At 66.0% G+C, this 22,665-nt stretch carries 24 protein-coding genes; 6 read left to right on the forward strand and 18 right to left on the reverse strand.

Annotated features, from left to right (window positions below; translation table 11 throughout):
* Positions 1-820 precede the first annotated feature (820 nt).
* The 4 genes from ACQP1T_RS13055 (at position 821) to ACQP1T_RS13070 (ending at position 5,040) form a co-directional block, all read left to right on the forward strand.
* Complete coding sequence (locus ACQP1T_RS13055) at positions 821-2,485, forward strand: flavin-containing monooxygenase (protein ID WP_433760271.1); 1,665 nt, start codon at positions 821-823, stop codon at positions 2,483-2,485.
* Positions 2,482-2,856, forward strand: a complete 375-nt coding sequence (locus ACQP1T_RS13060; RefSeq protein ID WP_433760273.1) for a hotdog domain-containing protein — start codon at positions 2,482-2,484, stop codon at positions 2,854-2,856. The genes ACQP1T_RS13055 and ACQP1T_RS13060 overlap by 4 nt, the downstream gene beginning before the upstream one ends.
* A gap of 48 nt (positions 2,857-2,904) precedes the next feature.
* Positions 2,905-3,618 carry a transporter gene (locus ACQP1T_RS13065; protein WP_433760275.1) on the forward strand — a complete coding sequence of 238 codons (714 nt, stop codon included), beginning with the start codon at positions 2,905-2,907 and terminating at the stop codon, positions 3,616-3,618.
* Positions 3,619-3,681: 63 nt separating this feature from the next.
* On the forward strand, positions 3,682-5,040 hold the full coding sequence (locus ACQP1T_RS13070) for a flavin monoamine oxidase family protein (RefSeq protein WP_433760277.1): 1,359 nt from the start codon (positions 3,682-3,684) through the stop codon (positions 5,038-5,040).
* 254 nt (positions 5,041-5,294) lie between these two features.
* Here ACQP1T_RS13070 and ACQP1T_RS13075 read toward each other — a convergent pair whose 3' ends face one another.
* Together ACQP1T_RS13075 and ACQP1T_RS13080 are read right to left on the reverse strand one after the other, a co-directional pair.
* Positions 5,295-5,975: a response regulator gene (locus tag ACQP1T_RS13075; RefSeq protein ID WP_433760279.1), complete on the reverse strand. Its 681-nt coding sequence runs from the start codon at positions 5,973-5,975 to the stop codon at positions 5,295-5,297.
* Positions 5,972-7,144, reverse strand: a complete 1,173-nt coding sequence (locus ACQP1T_RS13080; protein WP_433760281.1) for a sensor histidine kinase — start codon at positions 7,142-7,144, stop codon at positions 5,972-5,974. Before ACQP1T_RS13080 ends, ACQP1T_RS13075 begins: the two co-directional genes overlap by 4 nt.
* A 167-nt stretch (positions 7,145-7,311) precedes the next feature.
* Here ACQP1T_RS13080 and ACQP1T_RS13085 point away from each other — a divergent pair, with 167 nt between their 5' ends.
* Positions 7,312-7,704 (forward strand): hypothetical protein, encoded by a 393-nt coding sequence (locus ACQP1T_RS13085; RefSeq protein ID WP_433760282.1) that lies wholly within the window; start codon positions 7,312-7,314, stop codon positions 7,702-7,704.
* Positions 7,705-7,767: 63 nt separating this feature from the next.
* Here the strand turns inward: ACQP1T_RS13085 and ACQP1T_RS13090 are convergent, their stop codons facing one another.
* From ACQP1T_RS13090 to ACQP1T_RS13150, 13 genes are all read right to left on the reverse strand, one after another.
* Positions 7,768-8,055, reverse strand: a complete 288-nt coding sequence (locus tag ACQP1T_RS13090) for a helix-turn-helix domain-containing protein (protein ID WP_433760283.1) — start codon at positions 8,053-8,055, stop codon at positions 7,768-7,770.
* Positions 8,056-8,219: 164 nt separating this feature from the next.
* Positions 8,220-9,650, reverse strand: coding sequence for a PLP-dependent aminotransferase family protein (locus ACQP1T_RS13095; RefSeq protein WP_433760285.1), 1,431 nt, complete (start codon positions 9,648-9,650; stop codon positions 8,220-8,222).
* Between the two features lie 224 nt (positions 9,651-9,874).
* Complete coding sequence (locus tag ACQP1T_RS13100; protein WP_433762183.1) at positions 9,875-11,143, reverse strand: salicylate synthase; 1,269 nt, start codon at positions 11,141-11,143, stop codon at positions 9,875-9,877.
* Positions 11,144-11,193: 50 nt separating this feature from the next.
* The gene (locus ACQP1T_RS13105) at positions 11,194-11,496 is read right to left on the reverse strand and encodes an acyl carrier protein (RefSeq protein WP_433760286.1); all 303 of its coding nucleotides are present in this window, start codon (positions 11,494-11,496) and stop codon (positions 11,194-11,196) included.
* 2 nt (positions 11,497-11,498) lie between these two features.
* The gene (locus tag ACQP1T_RS13110) at positions 11,499-12,458 is read right to left on the reverse strand and encodes a beta-ketoacyl synthase N-terminal-like domain-containing protein (RefSeq protein ID WP_433760287.1); all 960 of its coding nucleotides are present in this window, start codon (positions 12,456-12,458) and stop codon (positions 11,499-11,501) included.
* Positions 12,455-13,603 carry a beta-ketoacyl synthase N-terminal-like domain-containing protein gene (locus ACQP1T_RS13115; RefSeq protein WP_433760288.1) on the reverse strand — a complete coding sequence of 383 codons (1,149 nt, stop codon included), beginning with the start codon at positions 13,601-13,603 and terminating at the stop codon, positions 12,455-12,457. The genes ACQP1T_RS13110 and ACQP1T_RS13115 overlap by 4 nt, the downstream gene beginning before the upstream one ends.
* Complete coding sequence (locus tag ACQP1T_RS13120) at positions 13,603-15,117, reverse strand: AMP-binding protein (protein ID WP_433760290.1); 1,515 nt, start codon at positions 15,115-15,117, stop codon at positions 13,603-13,605. Before ACQP1T_RS13120 ends, ACQP1T_RS13115 begins: the two co-directional genes overlap by 1 nt.
* Positions 15,114-15,383 (reverse strand): acyl carrier protein, encoded by a 270-nt coding sequence (locus ACQP1T_RS13125; RefSeq protein WP_433760291.1) that lies wholly within the window; start codon positions 15,381-15,383, stop codon positions 15,114-15,116. Before ACQP1T_RS13125 ends, ACQP1T_RS13120 begins: the two co-directional genes overlap by 4 nt.
* 414 nt (positions 15,384-15,797) lie before the next feature.
* Positions 15,798-16,250, reverse strand: a complete 453-nt coding sequence (locus ACQP1T_RS13130) for a hypothetical protein (protein ID WP_433760292.1) — start codon at positions 16,248-16,250, stop codon at positions 15,798-15,800.
* Positions 16,247-17,425, reverse strand: coding sequence for a PLP-dependent aminotransferase family protein (locus ACQP1T_RS13135; RefSeq protein ID WP_433760295.1), 1,179 nt, complete (start codon positions 17,423-17,425; stop codon positions 16,247-16,249). The genes ACQP1T_RS13130 and ACQP1T_RS13135 overlap by 4 nt, the downstream gene beginning before the upstream one ends.
* Positions 17,422-17,883 carry a cupin domain-containing protein gene (locus tag ACQP1T_RS13140; RefSeq protein WP_433760296.1) on the reverse strand — a complete coding sequence of 154 codons (462 nt, stop codon included), beginning with the start codon at positions 17,881-17,883 and terminating at the stop codon, positions 17,422-17,424. The genes ACQP1T_RS13135 and ACQP1T_RS13140 overlap by 4 nt, the downstream gene beginning before the upstream one ends.
* Positions 17,884-18,356: 473 nt before the next feature.
* Positions 18,357-18,764, reverse strand: coding sequence for a TerD family protein (locus tag ACQP1T_RS13145; protein ID WP_433760297.1), 408 nt, complete (start codon positions 18,762-18,764; stop codon positions 18,357-18,359).
* Positions 18,765-18,884: 120 nt separating this feature from the next.
* Complete coding sequence (locus ACQP1T_RS13150) at positions 18,885-19,364, reverse strand: hypothetical protein (protein WP_433760299.1); 480 nt, start codon at positions 19,362-19,364, stop codon at positions 18,885-18,887.
* A gap of 697 nt (positions 19,365-20,061) precedes the next feature.
* On the opposite strand from ACQP1T_RS13150, the gene ACQP1T_RS13155 reads away from it, so the two are divergent.
* Positions 20,062-20,193: a hypothetical protein gene (locus tag ACQP1T_RS13155; RefSeq protein ID WP_433760301.1), complete on the forward strand. Its 132-nt coding sequence runs from the start codon at positions 20,062-20,064 to the stop codon at positions 20,191-20,193.
* A gap of 122 nt (positions 20,194-20,315) precedes the next feature.
* Here ACQP1T_RS13155 and ACQP1T_RS13160 read toward each other — a convergent pair whose 3' ends face one another.
* The 3 genes from ACQP1T_RS13160 to ACQP1T_RS13170 all read right to left on the reverse strand — a co-directional run bounded on the left by ACQP1T_RS13160 (position 20,316) and on the right by ACQP1T_RS13170 (position 22,665).
* Positions 20,316-21,260, reverse strand: a complete 945-nt coding sequence (locus ACQP1T_RS13160; RefSeq protein ID WP_433760302.1) for an NADP-dependent oxidoreductase — start codon at positions 21,258-21,260, stop codon at positions 20,316-20,318.
* Positions 21,261-21,336: 76 nt separating this feature from the next.
* The gene (locus ACQP1T_RS13165; RefSeq protein ID WP_433760303.1) at positions 21,337-22,254 is read right to left on the reverse strand and encodes an NADP-dependent oxidoreductase; all 918 of its coding nucleotides are present in this window, start codon (positions 22,252-22,254) and stop codon (positions 21,337-21,339) included.
* A gap of 129 nt (positions 22,255-22,383) precedes the next feature.
* Positions 22,384-22,665 carry a DUF6510 family protein gene (locus tag ACQP1T_RS13170; protein WP_433760305.1) on the reverse strand — a complete coding sequence of 94 codons (282 nt, stop codon included), beginning with the start codon at positions 22,663-22,665 and terminating at the stop codon, positions 22,384-22,386.

Raw genomic sequence — 22,665 nt, forward strand, 5'->3', positions numbered from 1 at the left:
TATGCAGAGATGCGACGGGCTCGGTCGGCTGCGTAGCGCCGGGCTGGTCCGAACTGGCGTGGGCCGGTCCGTACGCGAGTCCGACGACCGCGGTCCCGCTCGCTATCGATGCTGCAATTCGGTTGTACTTCATGCGAGTTCGCTTTCTCAGGGAGTGGTTTCGACAACGGCTCGATGTCCCGCTGCGGCGGGTTGCCTGTCGAAGGAGGAGCCGCAGGAAGGGGATGACCGTGTGGGATCCCGCGGCGACTTAACGATCATTCGTTAAGTGAAAGCAGTGTGACGGCGGCAACATTCAGGTGTCAAGGGGATCGGCCGAAATCGATACGCGCCGGAATTGTTGATGCGCGGCCGTTTTGAAGGCTTCTGTCATGTAGCCACATTCGGCGGCGCGAGAGGCGAAAGCCATGCCGCCCAGCCGGATTCGAATGTGCACATGTCGAGCGGCGGAGCGGCCGCAGAATGCGCCAGCGTTCCTCGTCTGCGCGGTCGGCACGCCTCGCTCCCGTCCAGTTGGCCGTGGTTGTGGCGTTCGAATACCTGAGAAGGTCCCCGTCGGTCGGTCAGCGATCGGTCGGCGACCTTCTCGAACCGCTACCTGAACTTTGCAGTCAGTCGACTAAGTCGGGCGACTGGAGGCTATTGAACAAACGCCGCAGGTCAACCCGGTGCATGGTTGATCGATCCGCCCGAACTCCGCTGTGCCGATCGTGACCACTTTCGCGGCCGCCCCTTGACTGTGACTGGGACCACTGGTCTACTAGCAACTAAGTCAATTGATCGAGTCATGTGACTACTTCGGACGAAAGCAGCAATCTCCATGAACTCCACCACCACCTCGGATGCCGGGGTCGTCGACGTCATCGGCGTCGGCGCCGGCTTTACCGGTCTCTACCTCTCGTACCGGCTCACCACCGCCGAGTGGACCTTCGCGGGCTTCGAGGCCGGCCCCAGCGTCGGCGGCACGTGGTTCTGGAACACCTATCCGGGTGCCCGCTGCGACGTCGAAAGCATCTACTACTCGTATTCGTTCGACGAGGCGCTGCAGCAGGAATGGACCTGGAGTCAGCGGTTCGCGCCGCAGGCCGAGATCCTCCGCTATCTCGAGCATGTCGCCGATCGTTTCGACCTGCGCAAGCACTTCACGTTCAACACCCGGGTGGTCGGCGCGACGTGGAACGCGGGCGACCGGCTGTGGGAAGTGCGGCTGGACAACGGTGAGACGCGCCGCAGCCGATACCTGATCTCGGGTGCGGGTGGCCTGTCCACCCCGAAAGATTTCGATGTGCCGGGTCTCGAGAATTTCACCGGCCTGCAGGTGTCGACCAGCCGATGGAATATCTCGCTCGACGACCTCGCCGGCAAGCGCGTCGCCGTAATCGGCACCGGATCGTCTGGGGTGCAGGCGATTCCGCTGATCGCGGAGGTCGCCGAACACCTCACGGTGTTCCAGCGCACCCCGAACTATGTGATGCCTGCTCGCAACGCCGAACTCGCTCCCGCGCAGGTCGATGCCATCAAGGGCGACTATGCCGCGATCCGTGAGGAGTGCAGGCACTCGCCCGGCGGCATCCCCGATCGGCCCGTCACGGATAAGGCCTTCGACGTGTCGGACGAGGAGCGCCGGCGGCGCTACGAGGAGGCCTATGAGCGCAGCGGCTTTCTGGGGGTCGGCGCCGAGTTCGTCGACCTGCTCACCGACGCCGAGGCCAACCGGACCGCGTCCGAGTTCATCCATGACAAGATCCGGGAGATCGTGAAAGATCCGGCCACGGCCGAGCTGCTGGTGCCGAAATACCACCCGCTGGGCGCCAAGCGCAGCGTCTTCGGTACCGACTACTACGAGACCTACAACCGGCCGAACGTGTCGCTGGTGTCGTTGCGGGACGAGCCGATCGAGACGATGACCGAGAACGCGATCGTCACCGCGGCGGGCACCTATGAGGTGGACGCCATTGTGCTTGCCATTGGATTCGACGCCTTCACCGGCCCGCTGTACGGGCTCAACCTCACCGGCGCGTCCGGCACGAAGTTGCAGGAGGCCTGGCACGACGGCATCCGCTCCTACCTCGGAATCATGGCCGCGGACTTCCCCAATTTCTTCATGGTGGGCGGTCCGCTGAGCCCCGCGTTGGTGAGCAACGTGGTGGTGACGATCGAGCAGGCCGTCGACTGGATCGCCGACCTCATCGAGCACACCCGCGAGACCGGCGCCACGGTGATCGAGGCCACCGCCGAGGCCGAGCAGGAGTGGGTGAACGTCACCGAGGAGACCGTCGGCCCCACGCTGTACGCCACGACTGACTCCTGGTATCGCGGCTCCAATATCGACGGCAAACCCAACACGTTCATGGGTTACGTGGGCGGTGTCGGCAAGTACCGCCGCATGTGCACCGAGATTGCCAAGCGCGGTTACCCCGGCGTCGCGATCGACGGCGAAGCGCAATCCCGCACCCTCGGCCCGATCCACCTGGAGATCGCATGAGTAGCGCAATCCATCGGCGCTACGTCGCCTTCTCCGACGCGCACTACGCGGGCAACCTCGTCGACGGCGCCTACGCCTTGAAGCTCTTCGGCGACGTCGGCACGAATCTGTCGATCGAGCTGGACGGCCACGAGGGCCTGTTCGCCGGCTACTCGTCCGTCGAGTTCCTCGCCCCGGTTCGGGGCGGCGACGTGGTCGAGGTCGAAGCGACTCTGGTGGAGAAGGGAAACCGCAGCCGCACAGTCGATTTCCAGCTCCGCGTGATCTGCCGCGGCTCCGATGACACCGGCCGCGCGCAGGTCCTGCAGCCGCCCCTGGTCGCCGTGCGCGCTCGCGGCACCGCGGTCGTCCCCGCAGACGAGACGAAATAAAACGACCATCGCCGCCGGTCGGCTGATGTCAGCTTCCTAGGAGAAATCATGTCCATCAGAGAACTGCTCTTCGCGGTGTCGGACATCTGGATGATCGCCGTCGGATTCACCTGCGGGATCGCATTTATCCGGAACTACAAGAACTACCTGCTCGGCATCGAGTGGATCATCGTCGCGACGTCGGGGACGAACTTCCTGATCTACGGCCTCATCCGAGCGGGTCACGACAGCCCGATGTACGCATTCGCGTACTTCCTGGACGCCTTCTCCCGGTCCATCGGCATCACGCTGATCCTGGTCCTCGGACTGATGAAGGTCACCCACCGATACAAGCCTTCCGCGGCGGTGGACATCGGCGTCTTCGCGCTCGCGGCCGTGGTGGGCTTCGTCCTCAGCACGTTCGCCGAGGAGATCGGCACCCCCGGCAAGATCTTCTACATCGTGGTCAACGTCCTCACCACGATGTTCCTGATCTACTTCGTCAAGCGCCTGTGGAACATCGGCGAGCACGGACACGCCGTGTGGGCCGCCGTTGCCACTGCCTGCGCATTCGTCATCGCCGCGATCTACGACTTCGTGCACATCCCGGGCGACGATTCCGAGCACACGATCTTCTACATCTTCGCGCTGGCCACGTGGGGCCTGCAGATGCTCGCGTACTTCCGCGCCTACCGGGCATTCGACGCGCACAACAAGCGCGTCGACGCCCAGGCCGTCGGTGCCGGCGCTTCGGCTACCGCTCGAGCTGCGAGAAACCGGTAGGGACGGCGCCGGGTCCGCGTTCACCAGATCTTTTCTTTCGAGAACCCAGAGTAAGGAGTCCACATGGAGACGCACGATGCGGCCGACGAGACTACCGAAGTAGTCGTCGTGGGCGCGGGAATGGCGGGATTGACAGCGGCGACGACGCTCGGGCGGCACACCGACATGGTTGTCCTCGAGTCCACCGATCGCACGGGCGGACGAGTCGACACCGTCCGGCAGGGCGATTACTGGATCAACGTCGGCACCCAATTCACCGAGGGCACCGGCACGTTGATCGACACCCTCGATCGGCACGGCATCGAGATGGGTTCGCTTGCCGGCAAGAGCATCGCGCTGCACCTCAACGGCGGGACGGTCGACACCTCGAATCCTTTTGCGCTCATGTTCCGCACCCGGATGACAATGCTGGATCGTTTCGGCTTGGCCCTGGTCGGTTCGCGCATTCTCGCCGCGACACCGTTCCTCGAATCGCAAAGCCGTCTTGCCCAACGGGTTCGCGCCCGGCTCGACACCAAGCTCGCGTCGTATCTGCTGAAGGGAGTCCGCTCGGAGCTGGCTCGCTCCGTGGTCCGGTCGTGGTCGGCGCAGTGGATGGGATGCGACCTGGACGAGACGGCCGCCACCCAGTTCGTCACCTCGGTCGGCATGGCATTGGCCGACCCCGAGAAGATCCCGAACTTCTCGCTGCCCGCCGGTGGCAACCAGACGCTGACCGACGTGCTGACCGAAGATCTCGGTGCCCGCATCAGGCTGAACTCGGTGGTGCAGTCGCTGCGCAGTGACGGTGACGGCGTCGTCGTCGACTACCTCGCCGGCGATCGTCCGGCGCGGTTGCGGGCCCGGCGCGCGATCGTGACCGCGCCCGCCGATATCTGCGAGCGGATCATCCCGGACCTCCCACAGCGGTACCGCAACGCGTTCGACGACATCACCTACGGACGGTACGTCGTCGTCGGCTTCTTCACCGACGAGGTCGGGCCGCAGCGCTGGGACAAGTACTTCGCCATTTCCACGCCGCAGCTGTCGTTCCAGGCGGTGTTCAACCACGCCGCGGCGCTGCGCACCGGCAGCGATCGTAAGCCGGGCGGCGCTCTGGCCTGTTTCGCCGGTGGCGGCAAGGCCGACGCATTGCTCGATCTGCCCGACGACGAGATCGTCTCGCGATTCACCGACGACCTGCTCACCGTGTTGCCCGAGCTGGAAGGGAAGGTAGGGCAGGGCATTCTGCGCCGGCACCGTCGGGTAGTGCCGTTCTGGGCGCCCGGGCGGCGCAACACACTCCCGACGTTGCGCGACCCGCTCGGAAACATCTACCTCGCCGGCGACTATCAGCTCGATCTGCCATCGCTCGCCGACGCGGCTACGTCGGGCGAGCGCGCGGCGAAGGCGGTGTCGGCGAGCCTGGGGCGGCCGAGCTAGGGAGCGCCGGCCGTCCGGACCGTGGTTCGAATGCCGTTCGGACAGCGATGGTTTCAGCGATAGCGCGTCCGGCGAAATCGGAAAGTTGTGGGCTGCTGCTCGGCTGCGGTGGCGTCGCGGGATGGGATCGTCCCGCGCCTGAGGTGGGAGCGCGCCCGACGGGCATTCGAGAGGAATCCGTGATTGAGCCACGCCCCGACTTCCATACCGGACGCTGCGGACGAAGCAGTCGATACCGTGGTGTGGCCGCGTCGTCAGGTGTCGAGTCCGGCGTCGTGGACGAGCAGGGCGACCTCGACGCGGTTGTCGGATCGCGTCTTGTCGAGGATTCGGGACATGTGGGTTTTGACGGTGGGGATGCTCATGTAGAGGCGTGCGGAGATCTCGGCGTTCGAGTCCCCGTGTGCGACACGGACGGCGACCTCGAGTTCGCGGTCGGTGAGGGTGGACAGACGGGAGCGGGCGCGGTCGCGGGTGGGGGCGGTGCGGGGATCAGTCCGCGAACCAGGGTCGCCGAGTGCGGTGAGGACGGTACGGGTGACCATCGGCGACAGCACCGCATGGCCGGCGGCGACGGCGTGCAGGGCGTCGATGATGTCGGTGGGGGCGCTGTCCTTCACGAGATAGCCCGCCGCGCCCGCGTCCAGCGCCTCGAGGACGAGGTCGTCGTCGGCGAAGGTGGTCAGGACGATGACCGGGACCGGGTGTGGCAGCGCCGCGATCGCACGGGTGGCTTCGATACCGTCCATTCTCGGCATCCGCACGTCCATGAGCACGACGTCGACCCGACCCGCCGCGGCGACGGCCTGCTGCCCGTCGGCGGCCTCCGCGGTGATACGCACGTCGTCTCGGCCACCGAGCATGAGCGCCAGCCCCGACCGCACCAGCGGATCGTCGTCGGCCACCAGCACGCGGATCGGTGTCGGTGCGCTCACGACCAGACCACCGCCGGACGATGCAAGGGGAGCGTCGCCTCGAGCAGGTATCCGCCGTCGTCGGTGGTGCCGTGGCGCAGGATGCCGCCGAGGATGCCGACCCGTTCGCCGAGGCCGATCAGCCCGCTATGGGAACCCTGCTGCGCTGCTGCCGCCCAGCAGTGCGGCCGGGTATTGCGGATGCGAATGGTCAACTGCCCGTTGCCTTCTTCGGCGACGAGCACGGATGCGGTCGCGCCAGGAGCGTGTTTGCGCACGTTGGTCAGTCCCTCCTGAACGAGGCGGTAGGCGGCTCGGCCGCACTGCGGGGAGACGTTCTCGGGCCGGACGCGATCGAGGTCGACGTCGACGCGTACTCCGGCCTCGCGGGCCCGGTCGGCCAGCGCTGGGATATCGGTGAGGGCAGGCAGTGGCGCTCGGCTGTCGTCCGGGGCGTCGCGCAGGACACGGATGGCGGTGCGCAGCTCCTCGAGGCCCTCGTGCACGGTCTCGCGGATCAGCCGGGCCGCGCCGGCGATCTGGTCGGGCGGCGCGTCGGGACGAAATTCCAGGGCGCCGGCGTGCACGCCCAGCACCGAGAGCCGGTGTGCGAGAACGTCGTGCAGTTCCCGCGCGATGGCCCGGCGCTCGGCGGCGCGGGCATGTTCGATGGCGGCGCCGCGGTCGGCGCGGGCGTGGTCGATCTGGGTCAGCAGCGCCGCGACCAACTGTCTGCGGGCGCGCACGAACATCCCCCACCCGGTGAACGCGAAGATCACGACAACCGCGGCCACGGAGCCTTCGCTCAGCCACGGCCCGTGATCGTTGTACAGCATCAGTCCCGGACCGGCCGAGGCGACGAACAACGCCGCGAAGGCCACTGCGGTCGGCCACCGCCGATACACGGCCAGGGTGAACGTCGCGACCAGCACCAATCCCCCCGACAACGTGGTGAACGCCGAGACGATCAGCACGTAGCAGGCGAAGACGACCGGCCGCTCCCGCCGCCACCACAGCGCGATGAAGCCCCCGCAGCCCAGGACGAGATCGGCGACCCGCAACCAGACGGGGAATCCGTCGATGCCGCGTAGCAGCGAATGGTTCGAGCTCAGGCCGATCGCCAGCGCCAGGGCGGTCAGCGTGGCGTCTACCAGGGCATCGCGCGCCCGTGACCGCGACAGCGTCCTCACCTGTGCCACTGTAGGACAGCGCCGCGAACTACGACGGGAACAGGAAATTAGTAGACCGAGGTCGGACGTTCCGCTCATACTTCGGTCGTAGCCGCCGCGCCCGTGTGCCCCGATGAGGTACCGACGGCGGATGCGGCGAGACTCTCCCGCCCGGCACCGTATTCACCATGACCACTACCGGAAACTACCTCGGGGCCACCGCCCACGAACTGCGGGCCAACACCCGCGCCGACAAAGCCGCCGGCGCCATCAGCCAGAAGGCCCTGTTCCGCCGCCGCGGCACCATCGAACTCGGCCCCGACACCCTGACGCTGACCGCATGGAGCGAAACCGGCGAACTCCGGTTGCACCGCAACGACATCACCTCGATCGACCGCACCTACACCGACCTCTACGGCCGATTCCTCGGCGGCCTCCTCGACTCCGGCAAACCACTCATCCTCGACACCCTGCCCGGCGGGGAAATCTACCTACTCATCGACCGCAGGGAAATCATGGAATCCACCCGGAACAAACAGTGGGAGAACGCCATTCGTCGCTGGCTCGACACGAGAAACTGATCCGTGTCGAGAGTACGACGGCTATGGGCGGCTGCAGTCGTGTGCGCCGCGGCCACCCATCGGTCATGCGTTCTCATCCGCGGATTTCGGAAGGGATTGCGCTGGTGGGGTCGTGGCTTCGAGGGCAGCGAAGGCGGCCGGGGTGAGGCCCGTGCGCTCGCGGAAGAAGCGGCCGAAGTTCGCAGTATCAGTGAAGCCGAGGTGAGCGGTTACTTTTCGAGCGTCCCACCGAGCGCTTCCCAGGAGACGCCGGGCTTCGAGTAGGCGGCGCTCGTCGATGAGCTCGCGCACCCCTTTGCCGGTGGCATCGCGGGCGGCGCGGCTGAGGGTGCGGACCGAACAGCCGAGCAACTCGGCAGTTCATGCGACGCCGGTTGCTGAAGCTGCGCCGGGAATCGTCTCCAAGGTCGGACGCTCAGATCTCGATACGCCGAGAATCATTGCATTGCCGAACGTTTCGGCCATCGGCCGCGTCGCCGATCTCCGGCCGTTTCGCGATACCATCGAGGCTTTCCTCACGGCGTCCTGTCGATCACCGAGGCGAGCAGGTCGAGAGCTTTGTCGATATCGTCAGGTGAGATGGCGCCGTATCCCAAGATGAGGCCGTCCGCGCCGTCGGTCATCCGGTATCGGGACAGTGGCAGCAGCCCGATGCCGTCGGCACGGGCGCGTCGGGCGATATCGCGCGCGTCGAGACCGGGCGCCGTCCACGCCGACAGGTGGAGTCCGACCGCGGACGGAATAACGGTCATCGACTTCGCGAAATTCGTTGTCAGCCGGTCGACAATCATATTGTGCCTGGCCTGGTACTCCCGGCGCATCCGGCGGATATGTTTGGCCAGCAACCCCTCTTCGATGAAGCCGACCAGAGCGGCCTGGTTCGGCCCTGGCGAATGCCAGTCGGTGACGAACTTCGCGGCCCGCAACGCCGACCGGAGCGCGGGCGGTGCGGCGACGAAGCCGAGCCGCAGCACCGGAAGCATGACCTTGGAAAAGGTTCCGACGTAGACAACCCGGCCAGCGGAATCGAGACTGTGTAGCGGCTGCAATGGCCGGCCGCTGTAGCGGAATTCGGTGTCGTAGTCGTCCTCGATCACCACGGCGTCGCGGCCGCGCGCCCAATCCAGCAGCGCGAGTCGGCGATTCAGCGACATCGCGATGCCCAACGGGAACTGGTGGGACGGCGTCACGTAGACGATCCTGGCGCGGTCGGGCAGTGCGTCGACGCGCAGTCCCTCCCGGTCGACCTCGACGCCGACGACTTCGGCTCCGAGAGTGCGGAACAGTTCGCGCACCGGTGAGTAGCCGGGATCTTCGATCGCCACGCAGTCGCCGGGGCGCAATAGCACCCGTCCGACGAGATCGAGCGCCTGCTGGATCCCCTGGGTGATGATGATGTTGTCGGCGGTCACCTTAACCGCGCGGGAGACGCCGATATGACGCGCGATGGCGGTGCGCAGCGTGGGCAATCCGACCGGGTCGATGGGCATTCCAGTACCCATCGACGATGCCCGCAGCACCTGTGAGGTCAACCGCCGCCACGCCTCGTAGGGGAACAGCCGGACGTCAGGAATACCGGGGCGCATATCGTATTGCGGTGCGTCGGCGAAGAATTCGGCGGGCGGCACCGTGATATTCGCCCACGAGGGCAGTGGCCGGACCACCTGCTCTCCCTCGTACGACGCCGAATCGATCAGCGGTGCCGCGGGGACCGCACTGACGAATATCCCTGCCCCGATACGGCTTTCGGCGATGCCATCGGCAACCAGCCGATCGTAGGCTCCGGTCACGGTATTGCGCGATACCGCCAGACGTCGCGCGAGTTCGCGTGACGGTGGCAGCGGCTGCCCCGGCACCAGCCGCCCGTCCAGGATCGCGGCCGCAAGCTGGCGGTAGATTTGACCGCCCAGATCGCCTCGACCCGATAACGTGACGTGAACGTCCACGATCAGTCTCGGCGGCGGGACGGCAGCACGAGATGGTACGCGGGTGCCGCGTTCATATGTGAATTCGGTCGAGCATACGCGCAGCTTACTGAACAGCTTGGAGCACGCAACTTTTCCGACGCGGCCTCGTTTCACCCCACTGAACTCGGGTGATCCCCGCACATCCGGACCTACGGATACGCGGATCCCGGCATCCGGTTACCTAACCGGATGGGCTACGGCGTTCAGGTGGCGCGCACCAGATAGGGCGCGACACTGCCCAGTTTCTCGCAGGTTTCCTCGAATTCGCGTTCGGGACTGGATTGGCCGATGATGCCCGCGCCGGCACGCAGCCACGCTGCGCCGCCGCTCTGGTACACCGCGCGCAACACCAACGTCGCCTCCATCGAACCGTTCGCCGAAACCGTGACCACCGCACCGGAGTACAGCCCACGGGGTTCATCGTGACGGAATATGGCGTCGACAGCGGCCCGCTTCGGTATGCCCGAGGCGGTGACCGACGGGAAAAGCGCTTCCAGCGCATCCCAGCTGGTCCGATCGCCGCCGAGCCGTCCGCGTACCGTCGAAGCCAGATGCTGGACGCTGCCCCGCTCCCGGACCGCCATGAAATCGGCGACGGCCGACGAACCCGGTTCGGCGATAGAGACCATCTCCGCGAAGGATGTCCGCACCGAAACGGCGTGCTCCATAATCTCTTTCGGATCCGATTCGAGGCTATCGCGGGCGGCGAGATCGGCGACCGCACCCCGGCCGAATGCTCTGGTGCCCGCCAGCGGCTCGGTGGTGACCACCCCGTCGTCGTCGACGGAGACCACGAGTTCCGGGCTGAATCCCGCCGCCGCCAGGTCGCCGAGCCGCAGCAGGAATGAGCGAGCCGGGGTGTTGTGCATCCGGCCGAGGCGATAGCTCGCGGGTATATCCACCCGGAACGGCAATTCGACCCGGCGCGACAGGATCACCTTCTGGTAGCGGCCTGCGGCGATCTCGGCGACGGCTGCCGCGACCCGCTCCCGGTAGCCACTCGGATCGGCGCTGATATCGGTGGGGTGTCCCATCGGGGGCGGTCCGGCGGGTGCGCCGAGCAGCTCCTCGATCGCGACGAGTTCGGCGGTACTCGCCCCGTTCACGGTCACCTCCGCATCGGTGACCGTCACCTCCATGCGGGGAATCATCAAGTGCGCCAACTTTGTTCCCCCGGACAGATACTGTTGCGCGTCGAGCGTGTACGCGCAGGACTCGAATCCGATCCAGCCGTACGCGGTGCCCGATGCCCCCTCGCCACAGCCGACCCGCAACGATTCCAGCGCACGTGCGAGCGCCGCTACCGGTCGGCCCGTCCAGCCCCGCGTGGTCTGATGGCCCGCCGTGGTGACCTGTACCTGGTCGGTATCGAGTTCGATAGCGCCCAACGGGGCGGCGGCGAAGACCCACTGACCGGGCCGCTCGTAGATGACGTGATCACCGAACAGGCCCGATCCGGCCAGTCGCGCCATCGCGGTCACCGGATCGACAGCGGCGTCGACGCGCAGGAATTCCGGGGTTGTCACGCGGTTGTCCGTTCCGAGGTATTCGACTCGGCCGCAATGGATTTCGCATCGAGTAACCGCTCGACGAGATCTCGGATATGCGCGAGCGAGGTGAACGATGCGTTCCCGACCTCGGGAATCTCGATGCCGTACGCTTTTTCCAGGCGCGCGGCGAGCTCGAGTTCGAGCAGTGAATCGACATTCAAATCATCCGCGAAATCGGCCTGATCGGTCACCTCGGTAACCGGAAGCTCGAGGACGGCGGCGACAAGTACTCGCAACTCCTCGATATCCGCCGTCGGCCGTGCATTACTCGTCATCGTCATTCCTGATCGGGTGTGGGATTACCGGAAATACGCGGGCCGAGTAGTTGCAGCGTCGCGGCGTCGCCGTGTGGCCCGCTGGCGCATGTCGCGTAGATCGGCCCGGTATCGGCGGTACCGAGATAGTCGATCGCCGCCACGCATTGCAGGACACCGAGGGCGCCCGAACTGTCCCCGAGCCGCCCGGTCAGGTCGGCGGTCGGGATCGGCGAGGTGATATCCGGCGGCAGTGCTGTCGGCGTCAGCCAGAGCGCCCGCGGTCGCGCCGCGACACCGATTGCGGCGATCAAATGGCCGAGACTGGTTGTCCGAGAACGACTTCCGACTACGGCGCGCACCGTGGCCCGCCGATATTCGGCATGGGCGTTCGATTCCATGACGACGGCCGCTGCCCCGTCGAATACCGCACCGTCCTGATCCGCGCCGAGTAGTCGCCGCACCTGCGGGGTATCTGGTTCGACGCCGACCACGACCGCGATATCGGCGCGACCCGCGGTGATGAGGTCATCGGCCCAGTACAGCGCGTCGATTCCGCTGGTGCTGCCATTGCACAGGGTCAGATTGGGCCCGCGCAATCGGTGCCGGATCGCGATCCAACCGGCGATGGCATTGGACGAAACGTGGGGCAGCCCCAAGGGGCTCAGACCCGCGGTGGTTTCCTCGGCGATGCGGTCGGTGAATTCACAGACGCTGTCGAGGTTTCCGTAGTTCGAGCTGACCACGGTGGCGGTCGTGGCGTTCGCGGCGGCCGAATCCAAATCCGCGTCGGCGAGCGCGCGCTCGACCGCGCGCAGGGCCAGTCGCGATGCCCGGTCCTTGTGCCGCATCTCGCGTCCGCTCAGGTCGATCGGCGCTTCGGCGCCTCCGCGTTCCGGAGGATCGCACAGGAGATCGGCCGCGGTCGCGAGCCCGTTGACGGCGAGACCGACCCCGGTCACGACCGATGGCTGTCGCTTCACGTCCTGCCCTTCTCGATAACGGCGACCGCGTTGATACCACCGAATCCGAAGGCGTCGATCTGGGCTACCGCGAGGTCGGCGCGGACGGTTTCCCCGGCCAGCCGCAGCGGCGCGGCCTCGGCGATCGGATCGGTGAGGCCGAGGATCGGGGGTACCTGCCCGCGCCGCATCGCGATAACCGCCATGATCAGGCTGAGCAGCCCGGAACCGCCGAGGGTATGACCGGTCATCGACTTGATCGCGGTCATCGCGGGCGGCGAATCGAGTGCGCCGAATACATCGGCCAGTACCGACGCCTCGACCGCGTCGTTGAGTTGGGTGCCGCTGCCGTGCAACATCACCAGGTCGATATCCTCCACGCCGACACCCGCGCGTTTATGGGCGTCGGTGATGACTGCGCGAATACTCGCCGGGTCGGGCGCGGTGGCATGGCGCGCGTCGCAGTTCATACCGACGCCGCGCAGCCGCGCGTATCCGCTGTCCCCGGTTCCGGCCCGGCGCAGGACCACCGCCACCGCGCCTTCGCCCATGATCATGCCGGCGCGGCCGGAATCGAACGGGCGCACAGCACTCGGCACCCCGCTCTGCACACGGTCGATCGTGCCGAACGCGCTTTCGGTGATCGAATCAGTACCGGCGACGATTACCGTATCGGCCCGGCCCAATTCGATCAGATCCGTCGCCATACCCAGTGCGTAAAGCGATGCGGCGCAGGCACTCGCGACGGTGTGCACCGCGCCGATACGTGGGTCCTCGCGCAGTGCCGCCGCGAAGTCGAGCCGCCGCGGATCGAGCTGCGGGGCGGACGGCGAGTTCGCCTGCTTCCACCAGAGCTCGACCGAACGCTGTTCTCGCAGTGTGGTTCCCACCAATAGCGGGTACTGATCGGTGGTGGGCGGGAGTTCGGCGTCCGCCAGCGCCTGCTCGACCACCGCGCGCAACCAGCGCGTCGCGCGGAAGGGGTGATCGATATCCTCGGGACCGCGATCATCGATTTCGTAGGCGTGGCGGGTCCGGTATCTCGTCGCGTCGAATGCGCGCAGTCTGCCCACGCCGCTGCGCCCGGCGCACAACGCGTCGAAGATCCGGTCGGGACTGTCCCCGATGGATGCGACCGCCGCCATCCCGCTGATCTCCCACGACATCAGCGTGCGCCGATCGCCTGGAGCTGGTTGCGCGCGAGTTTGCCCGTCGAGGTGGTCGGCAGCGCGTCGACGATTTCGACGCGACCGGGTCGCTTGAATGAGGCGAGGTCCGCGCGCAGCGCTGCGACGACGGCCCGGCGGACCACGGCGGTCTCGAACCTACCGTCCGGTACGACGAACGCGACGGCTTGGGCGAGTCCGTGCCGGTCCTCCGTCGCGACGACGGCGCAATCACGTACTCCGCTCACGGCGCGGATCACGGTCTCGATATCGGCCGGCGCGACTTTGTAGCCGCCGAGATTCATGAAATCATCGGCCCGTCCGAGATACCGGATGGGTCCCGCACCCGAGCGTCGGACGATGTCACCGGTGTAGGCGCCGCCCGCGTCGAATGTCGCGCGGGTCGCCTCCGGCCGATCGAGATAACCGGTCGCCACGGAGGGGCAGGCGATATGCAGGCGGCCCTCCACCTCCTCACCGGTCAGTATCGCGCCGTCGTCGCCGCGAATCGTCACGTGCACACCGGGTACCGGTGTGCCGATGGTGCCCGGCGCCGGCTCGGACGGCGATGTCGATACGGCGATATACAGGACTTCGGTCGTCCCGAGACCGTTGACGAGGGGAACTCCGAGCCGCCGCATGATCCGTTCGCTCAGGTCGGCGGGCAGACCCTCACCCGCCGCAACCGCCACCCGCAGCCTGCTATCCGCGGTGCGGTCGAACAATTCGATGAGCGCGGCGTACAGGCGCGGCACCGAGTACAGGATCGTCGGGTTGTAGCGGCGCAGCGCGTGGGCGACCACCGGGGCGTCCACACCGCCGCGCAGCAGCACCGTGGTCGCACCGGCGTGCAGCGGCAGCAGCAACGAATTGCCGAAACCGTAGGCGAAGGAGAGTTTCGCGGTCGACAACACCGTATCGGCCTCGGTGAGTGCGAGGATTGTGCCGAATCCGGCGGGTACCGAGATCAGGGCGGCCGCCCGGTGCGGCACCCCCTTGGGGACCCCGGTGCTACCGGAGGTGTATTGCAGGAGCGCGACCTGATCCGGCGACCACGGCGCGGGCTGAGCGTGGTCCGACGTTCCCGGCAACCGTCGCTGCTGCAGCATCAGCTCGCGGATGGTATCGCCGTCGAGCTGTGCCGTATGCGGTAGTACGGCTGCCAGACCGTCCCTTCTCGACGCGGGTACGTCGAGGTAGACGAACTCGACCCCGCAGTCGGCGGCGATGAACGCGATCTCCTTATCCGCCGACGCCGGATTCACCGGTACCGCGGCACATCCGTGCCACCAGAGTCCGAGGATCGCCACCACGGTCGCGACCGAATCGTCGGCGAGCACCATCGCCCGAGTCCGCTGCGCCACCTCGGCGTCGGCGAGGAGCCCGGCGAATAGGCCTGCGGCCCTGAATAATTCGGCATAGGTGACCTGGCCTATCTCGGAATCGAGGTAGGCCGCACGGTCTTTGCGCGGCGAGTCGATATGCTTTCCGACGAAGAAGTCGATGAGGTTCACTTGCGAACACCGCCGTCGACGACCGCGAGTACGTCACCCAGCGAATCCACGGCTTCGACCGATCCGTCGGCCAGCGCGACGCCGAATTCACGTTCTATACGCGCCAATATCTCGGCCTTCTCGAGTGATGTGGCGCAAAGGTCGTCATAGAAATGCGCTCTGATATCGATTCCGTCTTCGTCGACCTCGAGAACGTCGGCGGCTATCGCACGTAACCGCAGGGTATTTCGGTCGCTTTTGTCGTGGCGGTGCTCGGGTACAGCCATGGGATGTCCTCACGGATAACGTTGTCCAGAGTCGAGGAGGTGGGCACCGCCATGTGCTCCGGGGCGGATGTGCGCGGCCCATCACCGGATGGACGCCGATTACTCGTGCCTGCCCACCGTTTCGTCCTCGTTCGGTTGAACCGTATAAGCCGCCGCCCCTGCGGAAAAGTGCCAATATCAACGAATTCGAGTGGGCCGGTCGGCGCGACCCGAATGCGGATACGTTGGTCGGACTCTGGTCACCGACACGGGTCAGCCCGGTGGGCAGCCGTTGTGAGAGAACGGTGCACCCCTTATCCGCCGACGCGGCGCATGGGCGCAACGGTCGTCCGATGACCGACGCGGAGTCGTCACTCGGCAGACATCTACGTCCCGGGAAATATCGCCCGCCGATATTTGTCGGCCAGGGAACGCTCAGTCCGTGCCGAGCTTCGAGATCGCCGAGATCGCCGTCGCCTTCGGTGGCGCCGGAGCGCCGGCCTCGGCGGGCAGTGGCAACGACAGATGGTCGAACCTGCGACCGGTGAGCTCCGCCGTGAGCGGGCCCCGTCGGGGTGTGCCGTCGAGATCGTAGAACATCGCACTCGCCGAGCCGCTGAATTCGTCGCCGCGCACGGTCAATTCGAAGCGCACAATCCCTCTGTATACCGACTCCGGATTCGCGCGGTCGACGGTGAACTCGAGGAATGCGCCCGATACCGTCGCGCCATCCGCCCGCCAGTTACCCATGCCGTTGCTATCGCTGCTGACGCGGTTACCGCGATCCGGATTCGACTGCGCCATAGTGCCGTCCGGGTGGAACGTCATGACGTGATATGCGAACGGTGCGCCGTCGGCTCGCACTTCCCAGACGCCGACGATACTCATCGCGCCCCGCACAAATAGGCCAGAAGTTGTATGCCACGGCCGATCTCGGCGGTCGGCACATTCGCGAAACTCAGCCGGATCCCGTTGCGCGGCGGATCATCGGCGGCATAGAACATCGCGCCGGGCAGGAACGCCACACCGGCATCCAGCGCCGGTCCGATCAGCGCACCCGCGTCGAAATCACCGGGGCCCTCGACCCATACGAACATACCGCCCTCCGGTTCGGTCCAGGAGAATCCGGGTGGCAGATACGCACCGAGCGCCGCGGTGAGCGCGGCCAGCTTGGCCCCATAACTCTCGACCGCATGGGCCACATGGGCGGCACCTTTGACATCGCGCAGGAATGCGGTCGCGATGGCCTGGTTGAAGGTCGAGGTCTGCATATCGATGCCCTGCTTCAGCGCGAGTACATGGTCGAGCAGTTCCCCGGGCAGCACCGCGATTCCGATCCGCAGCGCCGGTGCGAGGGTTTTCGACAGTGACGTGATGTAGACGGTGTTATCCGGCGCGACGGACCAGAACGCGGGTAGCGGCGTGCCCCGGTACCGGAGATCTACGTAGACATCGTCCTCTACCACCGTCGCGCCGTGCCGCTTGACGACCTCGGCCACCTGCGTGCGGCGCACCGCCGACATGGTCCGACCGGTCGGGTTCTGGAAGGTCGGCAAGAGATAGACGAATGCCACGCGCTGCCCACTCAGCGCGACATCCAGTGCGGCGGGCAGGATTCCGTCACCATCGGATTCCACCCCGGTAACCTTCGCCCCGTGACTACGGAACACCTTCACCGCAGGTCCGTAGGTCGGTATTTCCACCAGCACCGTGGCGCCAGGATCTAGCAGCGCCATACAGACACTGTGCAGCGCACCCGATCCGCCCGTCGCGATATGCAGCCGATCGGCCGGGCACCCGATCCCCCGTGCCGCTAGCAGCAGCCGCGCCTGTTCGATCAGTGGCGGGAACCCCCGGGTCATCCCGTACTGCAACACCGAATTCCCGTACTCCGCATAGACATCCGCGGCCAGCGACGCCACCAGCTCGCCGGGCAGCAGTGCCGGATCCGGCGCGCCGACAGCGAAGGAGATCACCTCGGGACGGCGGGCCAGCGTCGCGAAGATATCGTCGATCGGCCCGCTGCGCACTGCGGCGGCGCCACGGCTGACCCGGGTGGTCACAGTCTCGCGCTTACCATCGCGGGGTCACGTCGTACCCGCGCGACCACCTCGGCTACCCGACCGTCGAATTCCGGTGTCAGCACTACATCTTCGTTGAACATCGGATCGGTACGCATCTCGACCGCCACCAGCTCCTCGGTCTCGCTGAGGTTGACGGCCACGTGCACCACGCCCTCGGGGATATAGATGAATTCACCCGGTCCGTGCAGATGGGGCGTCAATTCCGGCCCGATCAGCGTCGCCGCCGTGCCCTGCAAGCAGATGACGATGATCTCGCTGTGCGCATGGTAATGCGCCCGCGAGGCTTTCCCCGGCGCCATATTCACCATTCCGGCCGAAATACCATGGCTCCCTGAGGTTTCCCGTGTGACACACGGGACCAAGTGCTGTCCCTGCCGTCCGATCTTCTCCGCCATATCGGCTGCGGCTATTACCCGGACGGCCTTCGAAACGTTCACTATCGGCATCCCATACTGTTCGGTCTGGATGACTGCAAGGTAAGTCATTCTCACTGGTGGGGGGAGTGTGAAAATCGGGTCAACCGGAAGTTCCCCGAGCCGTCGCCACTCGATTCCCCGTCACCGTCCGACCGGTTTCGCAGGGCTCGACCGCTCGTGCCGCACCGGGTCATCTCAGGAATCGCGCCGGGCGCTGCAGATGACCTACCACCCCGCAAAACGACTCGTGCGGGGCGAGACATCTCTCGACCCGCACAGTTGGGGTTATGGTACGTGTCCGGAGGGGAACACATGCGCTAACCACACGCCTTGACCTGCGGAAACAGTAAGTATTGAGCTACGGTTCGATGACGCGAGCCGGGATCAGCGTGCGCGAGATGCACGCGCGTCCACAGTGCCCGATGCGAACTGAACGAGCCCACAGAATCACCTCGCCGACATTGCGGAACGCGCGGCCCGATCAGCAGCGGTCCTCACGTCGAATCGGCCGGACTCAACCCTGCGCTCGAGACCACGTCCTGAAGCCGCGGACCAGCTCGGTTCGCTTCGGTTGCCACCGGCAGCAACTCGGGCGCGATGTCGGTTACCTTCGCGAGTTCGGTCGGTGTCTTCGAACCCGATGGCGTACTCGCACCGACCTGGGCGGGTGTCTCGTCGGTGTTGACATCGACTCCGTAGTCGCTGGCCAAGCCACCCAGACCGGAGGCGTAGTCCTGGCCCACTGCCCGCACCTTCCAGGCATCGTTGCGGCGGTAGGCCTCGGCGATGACGACGACGCTCTCCCTATTGGTGAAGTCCGGTGCGGTGTATTCAACTGTCGGTCCGGGGTTTTGGGTGACGACCAGTCGTGGGGCGCGAGTGAAGACCGCGCCCGGGCTCAATGGATCGATGCTCGCGACAACCTCGACATTCGCTTCCTCGGCTGACGTGGGTGGGACTCGACTCTATCTGGGAGCTACACCGCAGCAGGCGATTTCGGCACCAAACCGTCCCCCACTCGGCTAAGTATTGGTACCGGGATTCTTGCTCTTCGTGTGGTTGTCGACCTCGTAAGCATCGCCTGGTTGCTGTTCTGCTTCCGCCGCTCCCGGTGGCCTGCCTGAGAGGAACGCTGCCTCGAATTTGATGAGGTCATCATCATCATCGTTGTCGTCGTCGCTTCCGCCGCTGACCCCACCGCGGGTACCGACTCCACTGCCCCCGACGCTGATGCCGCCACCGGTGGCGCTGCCGCCACCGGTGCTGCCCTCGCCTTCGGCTGTTTCGGTGATCGCTATACCTTCGAGAAGGTCGGGGCGTCGCCGAAGAAGCAATTCTGCAGCTTCGGCGGCGCTGGCCTCGTTCATCTGGCCTGCTTCGTCATTAACCGTGACATGTACGAGCCCTACTTGCCCATCCACGCTGGCCCTGAACACGAACTTCATAAAGTGCTGGCCGCTGTCCTCGATCGTTCCTGGCCGAAATATGGTCACTGTAGGCATCTGATCTCCTAGGATTTTGCAGTTCTGGTCGGGGTGTCCGGGCCTGCGCCGTTGAGTACTCCAAAGAATCGTGTGTCAACCCGCGGGTATTAACGGCAAGCCAGGCAGGACCGTCGTCACCGCCCCCCGGCGTGATTTCCCCGCGTGCAGAAACCGTCGGTAAACACCGGTCTCGCAATGAACGACTCGCAGTCGTGCCACATCCATTGCCGCCAAGCAACTGCTCGACATATGCGGGCACAGACAGATCTTCGAAGCGGTCCCGGGTCGATCCGACGCCACCCGGCGCTGACGCCGCGCCAGGTCGACACCAACTGAACCCAGCGCTGCTGCTCGGCCCAGACTTGGGGATCGTCGGGATCCCACGCGGCATCCAGCAGCGTTTGCCGATCCAGCGAATCTTTGCTCCACCACAGTGATTCGGCACTGCCGCATCACCTGCTCGCGGAATATTTACCGGCGTTGACCTGCATGACAAGAGCTGGACAACTGATTGAATCGTCCGGCCTATTGTCGGGCCTTGTTTCACCGACCGAAAATGCTTACGGCATAGGGCATTTCCGGCTCCGAAAGTGGAGCGCTTCCAACCTCGAGTGTCCGTGCGCCCCTAATCGACGCAACCTCTGTCGTCGATCGGCGTCGCGCGGCGATGTCCTATGCCTGAAATAATGGAGGTTCCGCATGTACACAAGGGCCGGTGATGTGGTCGCAGATCGGTGAGACGGTGCGCAAGGCGATGGACGGGTGGGCGGTGTTGTGGCGCTTCGTGGTGTGCGTGGTGGTGCTCACCGCGGCAGCGGCAGTGCTGTTACTGGTGGCCGCGTGGTGAGCCCGGAACCCCTGAACGAGGTAAACAGCTGGAACAAGTGATTCGCCTACTGCTGCCGGGCGTGCGTCAGGAGTGGTCGACTGATCCGCAAGTGGGGACGGACGGTCGCTGTCCCTGAGCTCTCACGGACGAACGCGGATGATCGTCTTCCCATTGATTCGCTCGGTTGGGTTGAAGGCAGCGACGGCATCGTCGAGGGCCGCGACGTGGCCGGTGTTCGTCCGCAGCCGTCCATCCCGCATCAACCGGGCGATCTGCCCCAGTTGGGCGCGATCGGGCACGACAACGAAGTCGACTGCTAGGCCCTCGGCCGGCCGTGCCTCGGGCGGCCCGGCCACGGTCACCAGTGTTCCTCCGGCACGAACCAGACCCGCGGACTGCTTCCCGATGTCTGCGCCGAAGACATCGAACACCAGATCGACTCCGCCGATATCTTTCAGCGCGTCGTTCTCGAGGTCGACGAACTCCTGCGCGCCGAAGTCGAGCGCCGTCTGACGGTGGGCAGCGCGTCCGGTACCGATGACGTATGCGCCGTACTCGCGTGCGAGCTGCGTCGCCATCGAACCGACTGCGCCCGCCGCGCCGTGCACGAGGACACTCTGACCCGCCTGAAGACGTCCATGATCGAACAGTCCTTGCCACGCGGTCAGGCCCGGCATCGCGACGCTCGCGCCCACCGTGAAGTCGACGTCGCCGGGCAGCGGCGCAAGGTTGCGCGCCTCGACGACAACGTACTCTGCCAGCGTGCCGTCGCGGGTCCAGTCCGTAAGACCGAACACCCGCTGTCCCACCGACAGCCCCGCCGTTCCATAGCTGAGAGCGGTGACCACTCCAGCCAGCTCGTGTCCGGGGATCGACGGCGTCCGGTCACGGCCGAGGCGATCGATCCAAGTCGACGGCCACTCCAGCTCATTCCCGGTGAATCCCGACGCATGAACTTCAACGACGACATCGCCGTAATTCGCGCCCTCGAGACTGGCGAGCCTGGCCGCGTCCGGCTCGGGCCGCTCCGTGAGCGTCATCCCCGCAGTTCCTGCGGCCCGGTCCGTCACCACGATCGCTTTCATGTGACTCCCCTTTCTCTATGACACTCCTCGCCTATCCTGTTGCGCGTGACGGGGTCTCCGTTGTCTGCGCGTTCTTTTATGGGCGAATCCGGATGATCGTCTTGCCCTTGACCCGCTCGGTCGGGTTGAAAGCGGAAACGGCGTCGTCGAGGTTCGCGACCTGGCCGATGTTCGTGCGCAGCCGTCCGTCCCGGACCCGCTGGACCACCTCACCCAGCTGTGCGCGATCGGCCTCGACGACGAAATCAACCGCCAGGCCGTCCTTCGGCTGCGCCTCAGGTGGGCCGGCGATTGTCACGAGCATCCCTCCCGCTCGAACCAGACCCGCCGACCGCCTCCCGATGTCGCCACCGATCACGTCGAAAACCAGGTCGACGCGACCAGCGTTTTCCAGTGCATCATTGTCGAGATCGACAAACTCCTGCGCGCCGAAGTCGAGCGCCGCCTGCCGGTCGCCAGCGCGTCCGGTACCGATGACGTATGCGCCGGCCTCGCGAGCCAGCTGCGTCACCACCGAGCCGACGCCACCAGCCGCGCCGTGCACGAGGATGCTCTGCCCCACCTGGAACCGGCCATGCACGAACAGCCCCTGCCATGCGGTCATACCCGAAATCGGCAGGCTCGCACCCACCGTGAAGTCGACAGTGCCCGGCAGCGGCGCGAGGTTACGCGCCTCGATGGCCACGTACTCCGCCAGGGTGCCGTCGCGCGTCCAGTCCGCGAGCCCGAACACCCGCTGTCCCACCGACAGCCCTCTCGTGCCATAGCCGAGAGCGCTGACCACTCCGGCCACCTCGTGGCCCGGGATCGACGGTGTGCGGTCACGGCCGAGGCGATCGGTCCAGGTTCCGGGCCACGTCAGCTCGCCCGGGGTGAATCCCGACGCGTGAACCTCAACGAGGACGTCGTTCCCCGCGGCCTGCGGCTCCGGACGCTCGGCCAGCGTCATCCCGGCCGTCCCCGTGGCCTGATCCGTCACCACAATCGCCTTCATCCGACACCTCCCTGGAGTGTTCCCGATTTCGTGGACACGATTGAAGCGGCCAATTCGGTGATTTCCCTGACCTGCAGTGCTCTTTCCGGGATGGTCCTGACGGTGTGCGGTGCGATCAGCTCGGTACCTTCATGCGGGCGGCAGCGGGACACGCAGGTGGACCGTGCCGCGCAGGTCCAGCCATGCGGCATCGGGGGCCCGTACGAACCGGAGGATCACCGCACCGCAGCTCGGGCAGCGGGCAACCAGGCCCGGGGCGCGCGCGTACACGCGCAGATCGGCGACGAGGGCCGTGTGCCCGCATTCGGCACAGCGCCCGGAGGCCGTGGTGACGTCCGCGGTGAACAGTTCACCGAAGGGGCCGGCGAGAGCGTTTCCGTCCTCGTACTCTGCGATGTCTTGTGGGTCCAT

It is taken from the genome of Nocardia sp. CA-135398, from assembly GCF_050955845.1.
Classification (GTDB): Bacteria; Actinomycetota; Actinomycetes; order Mycobacteriales; family Mycobacteriaceae; genus Nocardia.

Coding starts and splice junctions, on each gene's coding strand:
- ACQP1T_RS13055 (WP_433760271.1), top strand. CDS start 821: ATGAACTCCACCACCACCTCGGATGCCGGGGTCGTCGACGTCATCGGC.
- ACQP1T_RS13060 (WP_433760273.1), top strand. CDS start 2,482: ATGAGTAGCGCAATCCATCGGCGCTACGTCGCCTTCTCCGACGCGCAC.
- ACQP1T_RS13150 (WP_433760299.1), bottom strand. CDS start 19,364: ATGCCTACAGTGACCATATTTCGGCCAGGAACGATCGAGGACAGCGGC.
- ACQP1T_RS13070 (WP_433760277.1), top strand. CDS start 3,682: ATGGAGACGCACGATGCGGCCGACGAGACTACCGAAGTAGTCGTCGTG.
- ACQP1T_RS13100 (WP_433762183.1), bottom strand. CDS start 11,143: ATGGCGCGACTGGCCGGATCGGGCCTGTTCGGTGATCACGTCATCTAC.
- ACQP1T_RS13160 (WP_433760302.1), bottom strand. CDS start 21,260: ATGAAAGCGATCGTGGTGACGGACCGGGCCGCAGGAACTGCGGGGATG.
- ACQP1T_RS13085 (WP_433760282.1), top strand. CDS start 7,312: ATGACCACTACCGGAAACTACCTCGGGGCCACCGCCCACGAACTGCGG.
- ACQP1T_RS13105 (WP_433760286.1), bottom strand. CDS start 11,496: ATGACGAGTAATGCACGGCCGACGGCGGATATCGAGGAGTTGCGAGTA.
- ACQP1T_RS13130 (WP_433760292.1), bottom strand. CDS start 16,250: ATGAGTATCGTCGGCGTCTGGGAAGTGCGAGCCGACGGCGCACCGTTC.
- ACQP1T_RS13165 (WP_433760303.1), bottom strand. CDS start 22,254: ATGAAGGCGATTGTGGTGACGGATCAGGCCACGGGGACGGCCGGGATG.
- ACQP1T_RS13170 (WP_433760305.1), bottom strand. CDS start 22,665: ATGGACCCACAAGACATCGCAGAGTACGAGGACGGAAACGCTCTCGCC.
- ACQP1T_RS13065 (WP_433760275.1), top strand. CDS start 2,905: ATGTCCATCAGAGAACTGCTCTTCGCGGTGTCGGACATCTGGATGATC.
- ACQP1T_RS13125 (WP_433760291.1), bottom strand. CDS start 15,383: ATGGCTGTACCCGAGCACCGCCACGACAAAAGCGACCGAAATACCCTG.
- ACQP1T_RS13115 (WP_433760288.1), bottom strand. CDS start 13,603: ATGTCGTGGGAGATCAGCGGGATGGCGGCGGTCGCATCCATCGGGGAC.